This window comes from Paenibacillus sp. fava2 (assembly GCF_058313675.1).
In genome coordinates, this window is the sequence record NZ_CM177755.1 from 2,241,526 (window position 1) to 2,258,539 (window position 17,014).

Below are 17,014 nucleotides of genomic sequence, written 5' to 3' on the forward strand. Positions count from 1 at the left end.
CGCCGCCGTCTTTTTCTGTCCCGAGTTATGCAGGGCGGTATCAAAAGATTTCTCAAGCCGCCGGGATTGTGTTACGATGGATGGACGAATGCTTATCTATGTTTATTTCTAAAATTTAATCAACCATAATGTATGGAACTTGAAGGAGGCTGCGAACGATGAGTGCGATAGATCTTATTCTGGATAAGACGCTGAAAGGCGAACGCCTCGGGCTGGAAGACACAATCCGGTTGTTCGAGAGCAACGAAATTGAAAAAATGGGCGCAGCCGCAGATGTGATCATGAAGCGCTGGCACCCCGATCCGCTGGCAACATTCGTCATTGGACGGAATATCAACTATACCAATGTATGTGATGTGTACTGCCGCTTTTGCGCGTTCTACCGCAGACCCGGATCAGAGGAAGGCTATGTGCTTCCTGATGAAACCATCTACCAGAAGATCGCCGAGACCATTGCTGTTAACGGTACGGAAATTCTGATGCAGGGCGGCACCAACCCGAATCTGCCGTTCAGCTACTATACGGATATTCTCCGCGGAATTAAACAGCGGTTCCCTGAGATCACAATGCATTCCTTCTCCCCGGCGGAGATTATGAAGATGGTCGAAGTATCCGGATTGCCGCTGGAGCAGGTGATGCGCGAGATTCATGCTGCCGGCCTTGACTCGCTGCCGGGCGGCGGGGCAGAGATCCTCGACGACCGTACCCGCCGCAAGATCAGCCGGCTCAAAGGGTCCTGGGTAGACTGGATGAACGTCATGAAGACCGCACACAAGATCGGCATGAATACAACCGCTACGATGGTTATCGGCCTTGGCGAGAGTATGGAGGAGCGCGCGCTGCATCTGCTGCGGGTACGTGAAGCTCAAGATGAATGCATTGCGAACAAATATGACTCCGAGGGCTTCCTGGCATTCATTTCCTGGACGTTCCAGCCGGATAACACCAATCTCAAGCTGGATAGACAGACTCCGGAAGAGTACCTGAAGACAGTAGCGATCAGCCGGCTGGTGCTCGACAACATCAAGAACTTCCAGTCCTCATGGGTAACGATGGGACCTGAGGTCGGCAAGCTGTCCCTGCAGTACGGCTGTAACGACTTTGGCAGCACGATGATTGAGGAGAACGTCGTTTCCTCGGCAGGTGCGACTTACAAGGTTAACATTGAGTCGATTACCCAGCTGATCCGTGAAGCAGGCAAGATCCCGGCACAGCGCAACACGCGTTATGACATTCTGCGTACCTTCGAGGATGCGAATACGAAGATTGACAATGATTTTGTAATGCAGAACTGATCCTAATATAAAATTTTACCCCCCGCGACAGTATAGCCACTGCCTCGCGGGGGGTATTTTCCTTTATAATGTACTTTCCCGGATCCGGCTAAGGATGATTGGCGGCTGGATGTGAACAAAACAGGCTGCTAGTTCACAAAGATTCAGGCAATGTTCTGTCCCTGACACCGATGTTCATGTCAGTATTTATACCGTTTAATAAGGGATGGGTTTATGAATTTTTTTGTATAAATATAGAATAATGTAGTTTTTGATAGTGGGAATGGATCTGTTTGTTTTATAAGAACTATACTAATGGATATCTTACTCAGTAATGTATCTAAATCTCACATGTCTTTTTCGCGTTTCCTTGTATATTATGTAAGGTTTTGGGTTTGGAATAAGGCATTATGACTAAATTCACGCTGAATTATATGATATTTTACACAACTATTGACTCTATTTGATGTTTTTTGCTAGATTCGTATATTTGCTTATGGTACAATTCTCCTCGGTCACTAATAGAGAAAAACTGGGAGGATTAATCACTTATGGGAGAAAGACGATGGAACAAGCCGGTAGCTTCAATTCTGGCAACCACAGTTCTGACTGCACAGGTTTTTGGGGGTGTGCTTGTTGGTTCAGTTCTTGGAGCTGATACAGCAAAGGCCGCTCCGGCAGCCGGTGTGACAGTAGATCTGCGTCTGATGAGCACTACTGATGTGCACACCAATGTCTATGGCTGGGATTATTACAAGGATGCCCCTTCAGCGACAGTGGGTCTCGACAAAACAGCTACTCTGGTCAATGAAGCCAGAAAGCAGAACAGCAACAATCTTTTGCTTGATAACGGTGATTTGATTCAAGGTACTCCTCTGGGCACGTACATGGCAACCGAATCCGACCTGGAAACAAATGACAAGCGGATTCATCCTCTAATTGCCGCTATGAATGTAATGAAGTATGATGCAGCTACCTTCGGCAATCATGAATTTAACTATGGTTTGGAATACCTCGAACGTACTATTAACGGAAGTTCCACACACAAAGAAGATACTGATGCAGATTTCAAGTATGTCAATGCAAATATTTATAACGTTGACGGCACAAATAAATATAAGCCTTACGAAATTATTGATAAGGAAGTTAAAGGCTCAGACGGTCAATCATACAAAGTAAAAGTGGGACTGATTGGCCTCGTTACACCACAGATTCTGGAGTGGGATAAGGCTAAGCTCGACGGCAAAGTAAAGGTTGAGGATATCAGTGAAACTGCTGCGAAATTTGTTCCTCTGATGAAAGCTGACGGTGCGCAAGTCATTGTGGCGATGGCGCATACAGGGTTTGATGCTTCTTCAGCTTCATCCGATTCCGGCGCAGAAAACGACATCAACCAACTGAGTAAAGTGGAAGGCATCGACGCGATCACTTTCTCTCATACACATAAAGTTTTCCCGACTGCAAAGGAAAGTGACCTGGATGCGTCCTTTAAAGATCCCGGTACCAAACTTCCTTACAATTCAGCTGACATTAAAATCGACAATGCAAAAGGTCAGATTAACGGTACTCCGGCAGTTCAGGCTGGTTACGGCGGCGGATACCTGGGTCTAATCGATCTTAAAATTGTGCAGAAAGACGGCAGCTGGAAAGTGGATAAGGCGGGCTCTGTATCCTCCACGCGTTCAATTGCTGGTGTTGCTGCAGATCCGGCAATAGACGCTGTTACTTCAGCAGATCATGAGGCAACTAAAGCATACGTAAATCAGCCTCTTGGAAAAACTACTGCCCCAATGAACAGCTTCTTCGCCATGGTGCAGGATGATCCGACCGTTCAGATCGTAACTTACGCGCAGCAGCGTTATGTATCGAATCTGATCAATACGGATGAGGCTTTGGCCGCATATAGAGATTACCCGATTCTAAGTGTAGGTGCTCCATTCAAGGCCGGACGTAACGGCCCGACAGAATACACTAAAATTAAGGCGGGAAATCTGACAATCGCCAGCGCCAGCGACCTTTATCTGTATGACAACACGCTGAAGGCGATTGTTGTAAAAGGCTCGACCGTAAAAGAATGGATTGAAATGAGCGCAGGCGCATTCAACCGGATTAAGCCGGGGATTTCGACAGCACAGACCCTTCTGAATCCTGCTTTTGCGGTATATAACTTCGACGTTATTGACGGTGTTCAGTACACGATCGACGTAACCAAAAATGCCAAATACAAACCGGACGGTTCTATTAATGATGCAACCTCCAGCCGTGTAACCAGCGTTACTTACGGCGGGCAGCCGCTTGATCTGAACCAGAATTTTGTAGTGGTTACCAACAACTACCGTGCAAGCGGCGGCGGTAACTTCCCGGGCGTAAAAGCCGGCAAAATGATTATCGACTCCCAGATGGAAAACCGTCAGGTACTGATGGATTACATCAGTGAGGCTGGCGTAGTTGATCCGACTGCTGACGGCAACTGGTCGATTGCTCCAATCAAAGGCAATGTAACAGTAACCTTCCCGTCTTCACCAGAAGCAGCTGAAGTGTTGCCTTCCAACATGAAGGACACGAAAACCAAAGATGTTAAAGGCTTCAGTATTTTCAGCCTTGATCTGAAGCAGCACACACCTGCACCAACTGCAGATGTTGAAGTTCACCTGATCGGTATTAACGACTTCCACGGCCAGCTGGATACTACTTCTGTAGTAAGCGGCAAGAATGCAGGTACTGCTGCGATTCTCGCAACATACCTGAAACAGGCACGTGCCAAGTATGAAAACTCCCTGCTCTTCCACAACGGGGACTCCGTAGGCGCATCGGCTCCGGTATCTTCACTTGAGCGTGATGAGCCGACCCATGAATGGATGAACCTGATGAAGTTCGACGTCGGAACACTGGGTAACCATGAATTTGACCAGGGCGTTGAAGCACTGAAAACACAGATTTTCGGCGGTGTTGATCCTAAGAACAAAAATGTAACTCATGCTGGCGCAGACTTTGATTACATCAATGCCAACGTGGTTGACAGTGTGTACAAGAATCCAATCATCAACCCTTATGTTATTAAAGAAGTAGGCGGCGTGAAAATCGGATTTATCGGTGTGGTAACAAAAGCGACGCCAAGCAAAGTAGCTCCATCCGGCCTGGTAGGCGTTGAGTTCCTGACAGCCGATGAAGAAGTAGCGGCTATCGAGAAATACGCTAAAGAACTGCAGAGCCAGGGTGTTGAAACGATCATCGTGCTGGCACATGATCCTGCTACAACAAAAGGCGATGCAAATACCGGTTATGTAACGACAGGCGAAGCAGCAGATCTCGCCAAAGCCCTGCCGGCTAACTCACCGGTTGACGTCATCGTTGCCGGGGACAACCACGGCTATGCGAACGACATCGTAAACGGCAAGCTGGTTGTTCAGGCTTACTCTTATGGTACTGCATTTGAGGATATTAAACTGGTCATTGACCCTAAAACAGGCGATGTAAAAACAAAGTCTGCAACAGTTACATCTACCTTCCAGGAAGGGGTAACACCTGATCCTGAAACGGTTGCTCTGGTTAACAAGTATCTGGCTAAGCATCCGGAACTGACCCAGCCAGTAGGTACAACTGACGGTACAATTACCCGTACAGATGTCTACAACAATGAAGCGCCGCTCGGCAACCTGATTGCCGATGCAATGCGTGCAGCTGATTTCGGTGACGGAGCAGCAGCAGCAGATTTTGCCTTCATGAACCCGGGCGGTATCCGTGCTGACCTTCCTAAGGGCAATGTATCCTTTGGAGATCTGGCCAAGATCCAGCCTTTCGGCAATACCCTGGTGAAGCTGACCCTGACCGGTGAGCAGATCAAAACCCTGCTGCAGCAGCAATGGGGAGTAAAAGCTGACGGAACAGCCGATACGAAAACCCTGCAGATTTCCGGCCTGAAATATACGGCTGAAATGTATCTGCCGGTTAAGGACCGTATCACCAGCCTGACCAAGGCTGACGGTACACCGATTGACATGAACAAGAGCTATACTGCGGTCGTGAACAACTTCATGTCTGCAGGCGGTGATAACTACACCGTACTGACCAAAGCCAGCGCTTCTGTACCTGGCCCGATTGATCTGGATGTATTCTACGATTACATTGTAGACACGTTCAAAGGCGGAGCCATTACAGCTAAAGTTGAAGGCCGTATCACTAACAACACTAAGGCTCCGGCTGCAATTCCTGGCGGCGTTCCTGCGCCGGCGGCAACACCAGCACCATCGGCAACACCGGCTCCATCCGCAACACCAGCACCATCGGCAACGCCGGCTCCTTCGGCGGCACCAGGCACTTTCAATGATCTGGGCAAAGTAGCCTGGGCTCAGGAAGCCATTACCTCCCTGGCAGCCAAGGGCATTGTGAAGGGTCTGGAGAACGGCCAGTTCGCTCCAACCAAAACAGTAACCCGTGCTGAATTCGTAACGATGCTCGTACGTGCTTTGAACCTGAGTGCGCCAGCATCCGCTACAGCTTTTAACGATGTGAAGCAGGGAGTATGGTATACCGATTCGATTGCTGCTGCTGTTAACGCAGGTATTGTGAAGGGCAGCGGCAACGGCAAATTTGAACCGGGAAGAGAGATTACCCGCGAGGAAATGGCAATCATGATCGTGAATGCTCTTGCCGGTCAATTGGAGCCAGTTGATGCCTCTGCAGCGCTCGGCGAATTTGCCGATAAAAATTCCATCGCTCCTTATGCTCAGGAAGCTGTTGCACAGCTGACTCAGCTGGGAATCGTGAATGGGGTAGACGGCGGTAAATTTGCACCAAAGGCTATGGCCAACCGCGCTCAGGCTGCAGTAATCATCTACCGCATGCTTGAGAACAAAGCTTCCTAAATTCAGCTCCTATAATAAAGGTGCCCCCGTCATCTCCGGATGACGCGGGGCATCTTTTCGTTCCTTTATGACTATTCAAACGCTCCATTCACCGCATAAACAGGCCCGTGCGAATCCCGCATGGGCCTGTCCAATGTAACAAGTTGTTTATTTTACAGCAGCTTCCCACTTGCAGCGGACCGGAGAGACAATGGCATTTTCTTTCTTCAGCTCAGTAAAAGCCTTGTCTACCACTTTGCGTGCAAGGCCCGAGAGCTTCTCTACCTCACCGGCGGTGAGGGGAGTTGCCGAAGCCTTGATAATATCCAGCACCTGTTCTTTTTCGCTCATGAAGGTCACGTCCTTATCCAATATATTTGAAAGAATGAAAACTTAGATTTGTAGTATAGAAGAGGATTAGAAGAAATGCAGTGACTTTTATCGAAACGGGCTTTGAATATTAAAAAACAGATTTACATTTACATCCAAAAGTGATATCATAATTATATCAAATACATATCTTACGGAGGTGCTTTTATGAAGGAGAGAATTTTGCGTCCGGTAAGCGGATTTTGGGTTATTGCACTGATTGTGGTCTGTCTGGCAGGGGGAATCTACGGGGGAGCCCACGAATATGTTGCAGTACCAATTGTTCTATTTCTGGTTGCCGCAGTTCTGTGCACAAGCATCACGATCGTTCAACCCAACAAGTCAGTTGTAGTCACTTTCTTCGGCCAATATGTCGGAACCATTGTGAAGAGCGGGATGTGGGCGGTTATTCCGTTCAGTATCCGCAAGACTGTGTCGCTGCGGGTGCGCAATTTTAACAGTGTCAAGCTGAAGGTTAATGATGTGGAAGGGAATCCGATTGAAATTGCGGCAGTCATTGTGTTTAAGGTTATCAATTCAGCCAAGGCGCTGTTTGATGTAGATAAATATATGGCCTTTGTGGAAATTCAGAGTGAGACGGCACTCCGTCATGTAGCGAGCAAATACCCGTATGATAACTTTAATGAATCAGGTATGTCACTGCGGGCCAATGCGGACGAAATTGCCAAGGAACTGGCTGTAGAATTGCAGGAGCGCCTGTCCTTGTCCGGGGTAGAAGTGATTGAGGCGCGGCTGACGCACCTGGCGTATTCTACAGAGATTGCCAGCACGATGCTGCAGCGCCAGCAGGCCTCGGCCATTCTTTCGGCACGGCAGATCATTGTGGAAGGCGCTGTCGGCATGGTAGACATGGCGATCCGCCAGCTTAAAGAAAATGGCGTGGTTGAGCTTGATGAAGAGCGTAAGGCGGCGATGATCAACAACCTGATGGTGGCGATTGTTTCTGAGCGCGGAGCGAGCCCGGTGATCAATGCCGGTTCGTTGTACTAGGGGATGATGAATCATGGCGGCCAAAAAGAGCTTTCCGCTGCGGATTGATCCGGAGCTGTATGAAGCGCTGGAGCGTTGGGCCGGAGAGGAATTTCGCAGCGTAAACGGACACATTGAATATTTGCTGCGTGAGTCTTTAAAGCGCGCGGGCCGCTTGCCGGGAAAAAAACGCCGGGAAGAGGAGTAAGCAATAACAGGAAATCCTGCCTCGTACGCTTGACTGAAGCGACGGACAGCTTTATAATTACTGCATAATTCACGTTAACAGCGTCGACAAAGACATGGATCGCTTGTGTCAGGACCGCTTCAGAGAGAGGAAACCCAGGCTGCAATTTCCTCCGGTATCCGGCTTTCGATCTACCCCTTTGTAGCTGCGGTTATGAACTCCCGGAGGCTTCTGCATTCCACGGGATAGTAAGAACCGCCGGTTCATGGCCGTTATTCCCATGCTGATGAAGGATTCTTGTACAGAATCGAATTTGGGTGGAACCACGGGTGCAATCACTCGTCCCTTTACGGGACGGGTGTTTTTTGTTTGCGTGGATTTTCCGTACCGCCACTTAATGCCCTCAGAGGGCTAGCTACCAACCACTAGGAGGAACAACAATGTCAGTAAGTATTAAGCTTCCGGACGGATCGGTCCGGGAATATGAGAACGGCAGCACTATCGACGATGTAGCCGCTTCGATCAGCAGCGGCCTGCGCAAGAATGCAGCTGCAGGCAAGCTGAACGGGATTGTCGTAGACCTGTCAACACCCCTTGAAGAAGGCGCACTCATTGAGATCGTTACGCTGGATTCACCGGAGGGTCTTGAGGTTATGCGCCATAGTACGGCCCACCTGATGGCCCAGGCAACCAGACGCTTGTTCGGCGCGAAGGAAGTCAAGCTTGGTGTCGGTCCGGTTATTGAAGACGGCTTCTACTATGATATGGACCTTGAGCATCCGCTCAATCCGGAGGATCTGCTCAAGATCGAGAAGGAAATGGAACGCATCGTTAACGAAAATCTGCCGATCGTACGCAAGGAAGTCGGCCGCAAGGAAGCGCTGGATATTTTCGGTGAGCTTGGCGATCCGTACAAGCTGGAGCTGATTGAGGCGCTGCCGGAAGACAGCGTGATTTCGATCTATGAGCAGGGTGAATTCTTCGACCTGTGCCGCGGACCGCACGTGCCGTCCACTTCCAAGATCAAAGTATTCAAGCTGATGAATGTAGCCGGCGCTTACTGGCGCGGAGACAGCAAGAACAAAATGCTGCAGCGCGTATACGGTACAGCCTGGATCAAAAAAGCCCAGCTCGATGAGCACCTGCGCCTGCTGGAGGAAGCCAAGAAACGCGACCACCGCAAGCTGGGTAAAGAGCTGGAAATCTTCACCTTCAATCAGCTGGTCGGACAGGGCCTGCCAATCTGGCTGCCTAAAGGCGCCAAGCTGCGCAGCATTCTGGAGCGTTACATCGTCGATCTGGAAGCCAGCCTCGGCTACCAGCATGTATACACTCCGGTGCTTGGTAACGTAGAGCTGTACAAAACTTCCGGGCACTGGGAGCACTACCAGGAAGATATGTTCCCTAAGATGGTTATTGATACCGAGGAGTTCGTGCTACGTCCGATGAACTGCCCGCATCACATGATGATCTATAAGAGCTCAATGCACAGCTACCGCGACCTGCCGATCCGCATCGCCGAGCTGGGCACGATGCACCGCTATGAAATGTCCGGCGCGCTGACCGGTCTGCACCGCGTGCGCTCCATGACGCTGAATGATTCCCATATCTTCTGCCGTCTGGACCAGATCAAGAGCGAATTCAAACGCGTGCTAGAGCTGATCAAGCAGGTATACAGCGATTTCGGTATTCACGATTACCGTTTCCGTCTTTCCTACCGTGATCCGCAGGATACTGAGAAGTACTTCCAGAACGATGAAATGTGGGAGACTGCACAGCGTATGCTGCGCGAGGTAGCGGAAGAAGCCGGTCTGCCGTTCTTTGAAGCGGAAGGCGAAGCAGCATTCTACGGACCTAAGCTGGATGTGCAAATCCGTACCGCGCTTGGCAAAGAAGAAACCCTGTCCACTGTACAGATCGACTTCCTGCTGCCTGAGCGCTTCGAGCTGGAGTATGTCGGAGACGACGGCAACAAGCACCGTCCGGTTGTATTACACCGTGGTATTCTGGGTACTATGGAGCGTTTCGTAGCGTTCCTGCTGGAGAACTTTGCCGGCTCCCTTCCGTTGTGGCTGTCGCCGCAGCAGGTCAAGATTATTCCGGTATCCTCGGCCTTTGACGAATATGCCAAGGATGTTGAAGCGAAGCTGCAGAGAAGCGGAATCCGCGCTGAAGTCGATCTGCGTAACGAGAAGCTCGGCTATAAGATCCGTGAAGCCCAGCTGGAGAAGCTTCCGTACATGTTTGTAGTCGGCGAGAATGAGATGAATGCCGGCACCGTATCGGTCCGCAAACGCGGAGAAGGCGATATCGGCGCCAAGCCGCTCGAAGAAGTAGTCGAGATGCTCAGCAAGGAAATTTCCGGCCGCGTTATTTAATGTAAAGCCTGACTAAATAGCCTCTGTCATATGCCTCGTGAAGCCGCATATCAGCGCTTCATGTATAAAATTTTGTGAAACGGGAAACCTTCGCTAATAGGGGGAGGTTTATCAAATGAACAAAATGGGCTTATGCCAGAGGCTTTGGTGTCTAATGGTTACGGTAGTGCTTATTCTTACGGCTGCAGGTGCTTATCCGGACAAGGGTACGGGATACGCCCAGGCCAGAGGAACAGCGGACATTGCTGGCCAGTTGAACAGCGGCACATTAAAGGCAGATGATTTTCAAAATAGACAGGGCGCGTCCTTTTTTACAGGCATTAGCGGAAAAGCAATGCCGGAGGAGCAGACAACCGGGCAGGCCACCGTATACTCGCAGGATGCATACTTTACAGGAGCCTCTCAGCTCGGAGGGATTTCACGGGTGAAGCCGGCAGCAACCGAGGCACCACAGGCAACCGAGGCACCGCAGGCAACCGCTGCACCCGCCGACAAGCAGCCGGATACCGCTGTCAAGCAGCCTGCTTCAGTTCCCGTTGCTGCACCGGCGCCCGAGCAGATTATCACTTCAATGAAGGTTACGGCAACCGGCTATACTGCAGGCTACGAGTCTACAGGCAAGACATCCAAGCATCCGCAATACGGCATCACCTATTCGGGCGTTAAAGTACGCAGGGACAAATATGCGGTATCCACCATTGCTGCCGACCCGAAGGTACTGCCGCTTGGAAGCATTCTCTATATCCCGGGTTACGGTTATGCAATCGTTGCCGATACCGGCTCTGCAATCAAGGGACGCAAGATCGACCTGTATTTCGCCACCACCAAGCAGGTGTACAAGGAATGGGGCAAAAAGACGGTTGTTGTCCAGCTGATTAAGCGCGGTAACGGTAAGTGTACGGAGAGCATGCTCAAGGATCTGGGCAAAGCGATTCAGACCTACAAAACGATTCCCCAGGACCTGCTGGAAGAGAGCATTTGAGACGGAACCACAGCCTGCATGAAGGTTTGATATGTTTTTCACTTGCAAATGTATAAGACAGCCCCTGGCCCGCCATAATATCGACTGGGGTACATTGAGTGCCCTTATCGAGAACACTCAGGGGGTGAATTCCAGTGGCTAAAAAACCAAAAGTACAAGAAAACTACAAAACACCGAATGAAAAATACAATGCCGAGTTTGCTGTTGAAAATGACGGCGCAACAAAGCAGGGTACATTTGTTAAGCCGGTGCAAAAACCGCAGCAGTAATGCTGTGAACGCTGGCTAACACCGATATGCTAAAGCTGGATTGTTCCGGTACGCTCAGATGATGGGCGCCGGGACAGTCCTTTTTCGTTTTTAAAGGCGCCTGCCGCCGTATGGACAAATATCCCTTATAATTCCAGAGGGCTCGGTCCCGAGACTGAGTCCGCTTTCCTTCTTACGCCGCTGTCCTCCGGCCTCCGAATGCTGTAGACTAAGTCTATAAGGTATGCATGAAGGCAAAAACGACATCATAAAGGGGAAATGAAGCATGAAAAGAAGGTTCACCAGCCAGGTTCTCGGCGGACTGATCCTGATTGGACTCGGCGGGATGTTCCTGCTGAGGCAGATGGGATACACCGATTTCAGTATAGGTTCACTTTTCTCGGACTATTGGCCGCTTATCCTGATCTGGATGGGGCTCCAGAATTTTTTGTCCACCCATGATAATGGTTCAAAAGGATCGTCGGCCTTCTGGGGATTTTTCTTCCTCGCGCTCGGGGTTTATTTCCTGGGACGGAATCTGGCCTGGTTTGATGTGTCGCCGGGCGACTTTTTCAAGCTGCTCTTTCCGGTAATGCTGATCGGCGGCGGCTTGTATGTGATCTTTAAACCGCGCAGCCGCAATGTTCCTCCGGTTCCTCCGGCACCTTCGTCACCTCCTGACTTTTATCCGCCCGGACCGGGTTCGCATGAGCCTGCAGCGCCTCCGAAGCCGCTGGAATCCACGCTGGATGAACAGTTCGAGCAGAAATTCGGCAAGCCTGCGGGAGAACGCAACTGGGACGACTACCTCTCCAAGGATGAAGAGGGTGCCCATGAGCAGGAGCAGGACCCGAAGGGATATTTTCAGTCGGCAACCGAAGCGCGGTGGAAGGAGAACCGTGACCGCCATGAACGCAGACGCCAGGAGCGCCATGCCCGCAGACACGGGGAGTGGCATGAGGAGTTCCATGAAACCCATAACCATAAGGAAACGACCAACCGTTCGGCCTTTATCGGGGACGTGCATATGGGCAAGGAGCATTTTCAGCTGAAGCACACCAACATTTCACAGTTCATCGGAGATACCGTGCTTGATCTGACCAATGCCCAGATTCCTTATGGCGAGACCAAGATCAACATATCCGCTTTTGTCGGCGACATCAAAGTCTATATCCCGGATGATATGGATCTGGGTGTTTCGGTCAACAGCAGTTCCTTTATCGGCGATATGCAGGTGCTGGAGCAGACGCGCAGCGGGTTTATGAGCAGTGTGCAGTGCAAGACCCCTTATTACAAGGAGGCCGGCAAAAAGGTCCGGATTAACGTCAGCGCCTTCATCGGCGATATCAAGGTTAAGACGGTGGGCTAAAGGATGGGGACGATCTTCAGCAATACCAAATGGCTGCTGCTGCTCTATTTTCTCCTCAGCGGAGGCGTCGCCGCCGGACTTGTCTATGCCGGGACATGCCTGGGCTACATTGAAGTTGTGGATTACCGTATGTGGCTGTATCTTATCGTCGGAATTGTGCTGTTTAACATTGTAGTCGGCTATATGGCCGGACAGCGGATCCAGCGGCGGATCGACCATCTTGATCTGAACATGCTGCAGGTGGCCAAAGGCAATCTTTCTGTGCGGATGCCGGAGAGTGATGATCAGTCCTTTGCCAGAGTGTACCATGAGTTCAATATGATGATGGATACGGTTGAGAATAAAATGCAGATTCTGCAGCGGCTCGGTGCACAGGAAGTCATTGAAAAAGAAAAGGCGGCGGAGAGTGCGGTACTGGAGGAACGCCGGCGGATGGCCCGTGATTTGCATGACACGGTAAGCCAGCAGCTGTTCGCGATCCATATGTCCGCCTCTTCGCTGCCTAAAGTGCTTGAACGCAATGAGCAGCAGGGAATAACGGTTATGCACCAGCTGATTACGATGTCGCAAATGGCGCAGAAGCAGATGCGGGCGCTGATTGCACAGCTGCGTCCGGTGGAGCTCGAGGGCAGGAATCTGTTCGAGGCGCTGGAGAAATGGTTTCCGGACTACTGCCGGCAGAACGGGCTCAAAGGGGTCAAGGAGCTGGAGCTGCAGGGTGAGCTGTCGGAGGCGATTGAACACCAGCTGTTCCTGATTATCCAGGAGTCTATGGCTAATATCGTCAAGCATGCCGGCGCGCGTGTAGTCAGCCTGTCTCTGCGTGAAGCCCCGAGGCAGGTCGTACTGAGCATCAGCGATGATGGTCAGGGTTTTGAGCATGTGCAGCACAAGCAGGGATCCTACGGGCTGACCACCATGCGTGAGCGTGCCGAAAAGCTCGGCGGGCAGGTGGAAATCATCAGCCGCAAAGGGGCGGGAACGACGATCCGCGTACATATACCAAAATTTGTTCAAGGCAATCAGGAACAGGAGGAATAGACATGAGTGTCATAAAAGTACTGCTGGTGGATGATCATGACATGGTGCGGATGGGACTCAAAACGTATCTGATGCTGGACCCGTTGTTCGAGGTTGTCGGCGAAGCAGGGAACGGGGCGGAAGCGCTGAACATGCTGCGTGACTGGGGCCAGGAGAAGCTGCCTGATCTGGTGCTCATGGATCTGATGATGCCGGTGATGAACGGAGCCGAAACGACAAGGGCTGTACTGGCCGAATTTCCGGGTCTCAAGATCGTCATCCTGACCAGCTTTCTGGAAGATGATCTGGTGGTTGATGCGATTGAAGCCGGTGCAGTCAGCTACGTACTCAAAACTGTCTCCGCTGAAGAGCTGATTTACGCCCTGCAGGGGGCTTACCGCGGCATGCCGGTCATGACCGGCGATGTGTCGCAGGCTTTAACCCGCGGGATCCGCCAGCGGACGGTTCAGGGCGATTCGTCCGGTCTCACCGAACGTGAGAAGGAGGTGCTGCTTCTTATCGCCGAGGGCAAGACCAACAAGGACATCGGCGAGGAGCTGCATATCAGTATCAAGACGGTTAAGACGCATGTCAGCAACCTGCTGATGAAATGTGAGCTGGATGACCGCACCCAGCTGGCCATTTACGCCCACCGAAAGGGCTGGGCCCAGGGGTAGCAGGAACTTCATATTATTAATCTTAAAACTCCAAAAGAAGTCCCGGTGCAGATAAGCACCGGGACTTTTTGCTTTTTCGGCGTAAATTTCTATCATCTTTTATCTCTGATTAAATTGTTTTTAATGTTCAGTTAAGGTTTAAAGTACAAAATAAGAACAAGAAGAAAACACAATATTCCTTGTCAGACAGACAAGGCACGGGAGGAACGTAAACATGGATAACAACAACAATAATAATTCTAACAACTTTAATCGTGATAACGAACCAGCTAGCAGCACTAATAATAATACCGACAATAGCAGCCAGGCTCAATCAACGGAATCCGGATCATCCTACTACTACTCGTACGGACCTTTTAAATCCATTAACAATGAGGACGCCAATCAGGACAACAGTCAGCATTACAGCCGCCGTGAGCCTGAGCGTGTAGAGGTCACTGCTCCGCAGCCGGTCAAGCAGCTTCCTTACAGCACATCGCTCCGCACCACCGGCTATGATGGTAACGGCGGACGCGGCGGCAGCGGAAACGGTGCGGATGGCGGAAACGGCTGGCAGTACAACAGCAAGCCCAAGAAGCCTATAAAAGCAGTACTGGTCTCCTTCCTGGCCGGTATGGTCGTATTGTCCGGTTCGATGTTTGCGGCAGACCGCGGCAACTGGTTCACCGGTGACCAGGCAACAACAGCATCGGTGGCCAGCACAACGGCTAAATCGGCTGTCGGCAGCGCGAGTGTAACACCTTCTACTTCTACAACCTCGCTGCTTACCGGCACAACGGATGTATCCAATGTGGTTGATGCGGTTGGTCCCGCTGTCGTGAAGATTGAGACGCTGGTGAAAAGCTCCAGCAGAAGCTCATCTTCCAATCCGAATATGAGTGACCCGTTCTCGCAGTTTTTCTTCGGTGACCAGTTCGGGGGCAGCGGTTCCTCCGGAACAGACCGTAACTCGCAGTCGGAGTCAGGCAGTAATTCGGATTCACAGCTCACTCCTTATGGAATCGGAACAGGCTTCATTTATGAATCCTCCGGTTACATTCTGACTAACCAGCACGTTGTTGAAGGTGCAGACGTTATTCAGGTTACGGTTGACGGAACAACCAAGCCATATGAAGCGAAGCTGCTCGGCTCAAGCAAAGACCTGGATCTTGCCGTTCTGAAAATTGAAGGCTCCGACTTCCCTACAGTAGCGCTTGGTGATTCCGACAGCCTCAAGGTCGGCTCCGAGGTAGTAGCGATCGGTAACCCGCAGGGCTTTGATCATACCGTTACAGCCGGTGTACTGAGTGCGAAAGGACGCAGCATCGATATTAACGAAGAAGACGGCAGCGGCACCCGTAATTACAAAAACCTGCTGCAGACCGATGCTTCGATCAATCCGGGGAACTCCGGCGGTCCGCTGCTTAACCTGAACGGTGAAGTAATCGGGATGAACGTAGCAGTCAGCACGGATTCACAGGGGATCGGTTTTGCGATCGCAGTGAATACCATTAAAGAGGTTGTAGACAAACTGGAAGCCAACCAGGAAATCCCTAAGGAGCCGGTTCCATTCATCGGTGCATCGCTGATGACGATTACTGATCAGGTTGCACAGCAGATGGGTACTGACATTACCGAGGGCTCTGTAGTGGCTGAGATTGTATTCAAATCGCCTGCCTACACTGCAGATCTGCGTCCTTACGATATCATTACAGGTGTGAACGGCACAAAGTATGCGACCAGCCAGGAGCTGATCACTTATATTCAATCCCTGAAGGTCGGTGACAAGATTACACTGAATGTTGTCCGTGACGGTAAAACACTGGAACTGCCAGTGACAATCGGCAACAAAAATGATTTTGATACCACCCAAACCCAGCGGCAGTAACCACACCGGACGGTATTGACAGACGGAAGGGGCAACCCTTCCGTTTGTGCTGCTGCTGGACGTGAATCCGTACATTCATGCTACAATAGAGACAAAACGAACTGGACAATGGGGGCTGCCTGATGCGACCGAATATTTTAATTATTGATGATGATGAAAAGATTACTTCCATGCTGCGCCGCGGACTTGCCTTTGAAGGCTATGATGTAAAGACGGCATCCAACGGGGCGGACGGGCTGCGCGCCATTCTGACCAGTGACCCCGATGTGGTTGTTCTGGATGTGATGATGCCCCAGGTAGACGGCTTTGAGGTCTGCCGGCGCATGCGTGAGGGAGGCAGCACCGTTCCGGTGCTGATGCTGACGGCTAAGGATGAGATAGAGCACCGTGTTAAAGGGCTTGATCTGGGAGCGGACGATTATCTTGTCAAGCCGTTTGCGCTGGAGGAGCTGCTGGCCCGTGTGCGTGCGCTGCTGCGACGTAAGAGCGAGCAGGGAGGAACACCCGATCAGACAGTAACTTATGAAGATATCACGCTGGATGTGGATTCACGCGAAGTAACCCGTGCCGGCAAACGTCTGGAGCTGACCGCCAAGGAGTTCGAGCTGCTGCACCTGTTCATGCAGAATCCGAAGCGTGTGCTCTCCCGTGACCTCATTATGGATAAAATCTGGGGTTATGACTACAGCGGGGAATCCAATGTGCTTGAGGTATATATTGCCATGCTGCGCCAGAAGACAGAGGAGCACGGCGGCAAACGGTTAATTCAGACGATCCGGGGAGCCGGTTACATTCTAAGAGGTGACTAA

The 17,014-nt window shown here is 51.0% G+C and carries 13 protein-coding genes; 12 read left to right on the plus strand and 1 reads right to left on the minus strand.

What is annotated here, in order from left to right:
* Positions 1 to 158 precede the first annotated feature (158 nt).
* Together mqnC and AC4G46_RS09355 are read left to right on the plus strand one after the other, a co-directional pair.
* Positions 159 to 1,295 carry a cyclic dehypoxanthinyl futalosine synthase gene (mqnC, locus tag AC4G46_RS09350; RefSeq protein ID WP_491127687.1) on the plus strand — a complete coding sequence of 379 codons (1,137 nt, stop codon included), beginning with the start codon at positions 159 to 161 and terminating at the stop codon, positions 1,293 to 1,295.
* Positions 1,296 to 1,825: 530 nt separating this feature from the next.
* Positions 1,826 to 6,139, plus strand: a complete 4,314-nt coding sequence (locus AC4G46_RS09355) for a bifunctional 2',3'-cyclic-nucleotide 2'-phosphodiesterase/3'-nucleotidase (protein WP_491127688.1) — start codon at positions 1,826 to 1,828, stop codon at positions 6,137 to 6,139.
* 147 nt (positions 6,140 to 6,286) lie between these two features.
* Here the strand turns inward: AC4G46_RS09355 and AC4G46_RS09360 are convergent, their stop codons facing one another.
* Positions 6,287 to 6,469, minus strand: a complete 183-nt coding sequence (locus AC4G46_RS09360; protein ID WP_491127689.1) for a transcriptional regulator — start codon at positions 6,467 to 6,469, stop codon at positions 6,287 to 6,289.
* 186 nt (positions 6,470 to 6,655) lie between these two features.
* Between AC4G46_RS09360 and AC4G46_RS09365 the strand changes: the two genes are divergently transcribed.
* From AC4G46_RS09365 to AC4G46_RS09410, 10 genes are all read left to right on the plus strand, one after another.
* The gene (locus AC4G46_RS09365; protein WP_491127690.1) at positions 6,656 to 7,498 is read left to right on the plus strand and encodes an SPFH domain-containing protein; all 843 of its coding nucleotides are present in this window, start codon (positions 6,656 to 6,658) and stop codon (positions 7,496 to 7,498) included.
* 13 nt (positions 7,499 to 7,511) lie between these two features.
* Positions 7,512 to 7,685 (plus strand): type II toxin-antitoxin system antitoxin, encoded by a 174-nt coding sequence (locus AC4G46_RS09370; RefSeq protein ID WP_039871515.1) that lies wholly within the window; start codon positions 7,512 to 7,514, stop codon positions 7,683 to 7,685.
* Between the two features lie 419 nt (positions 7,686 to 8,104).
* Complete coding sequence (gene thrS, locus AC4G46_RS09375; RefSeq protein WP_491127691.1) at positions 8,105 to 10,042, plus strand: threonine--tRNA ligase; 1,938 nt, start codon at positions 8,105 to 8,107, stop codon at positions 10,040 to 10,042.
* A 415-nt stretch (positions 10,043 to 10,457) separates the two neighbouring features.
* Positions 10,458 to 11,024 (plus strand): 3D domain-containing protein, encoded by a 567-nt coding sequence (locus AC4G46_RS09380; protein ID WP_491128834.1) that lies wholly within the window; start codon positions 10,458 to 10,460, stop codon positions 11,022 to 11,024.
* Between the two features lie 134 nt (positions 11,025 to 11,158).
* Positions 11,159 to 11,293, plus strand: a complete 135-nt coding sequence (locus AC4G46_RS09385; protein WP_260510224.1) for a hypothetical protein — start codon at positions 11,159 to 11,161, stop codon at positions 11,291 to 11,293.
* Positions 11,294 to 11,558: 265 nt separating this feature from the next.
* The gene (gene liaF, locus AC4G46_RS09390) at positions 11,559 to 12,641 is read left to right on the plus strand and encodes a cell wall-active antibiotics response protein LiaF (RefSeq protein WP_491127692.1); all 1,083 of its coding nucleotides are present in this window, start codon (positions 11,559 to 11,561) and stop codon (positions 12,639 to 12,641) included.
* A 3-nt stretch (positions 12,642 to 12,644) separates the two neighbouring features.
* On the plus strand, positions 12,645 to 13,682 hold the full coding sequence (locus tag AC4G46_RS09395) for a sensor histidine kinase (RefSeq protein ID WP_491127693.1): 1,038 nt from the start codon (positions 12,645 to 12,647) through the stop codon (positions 13,680 to 13,682).
* A gap of 2 nt (positions 13,683 to 13,684) precedes the next feature.
* Complete coding sequence (locus AC4G46_RS09400; protein ID WP_491127694.1) at positions 13,685 to 14,338, plus strand: response regulator; 654 nt, start codon at positions 13,685 to 13,687, stop codon at positions 14,336 to 14,338.
* Positions 14,339 to 14,552: 214 nt separating this feature from the next.
* A complete protein-coding gene (locus AC4G46_RS09405; RefSeq protein ID WP_491127695.1) occupies positions 14,553 to 16,205 on the plus strand; it encodes a S1C family serine protease in 1,653 nt (550 codons plus the stop codon).
* 122 nt (positions 16,206 to 16,327) lie between these two features.
* Positions 16,328 to 17,014 (plus strand): response regulator transcription factor, encoded by a 687-nt coding sequence (locus AC4G46_RS09410; RefSeq protein ID WP_068728956.1) that lies wholly within the window; start codon positions 16,328 to 16,330, stop codon positions 17,012 to 17,014.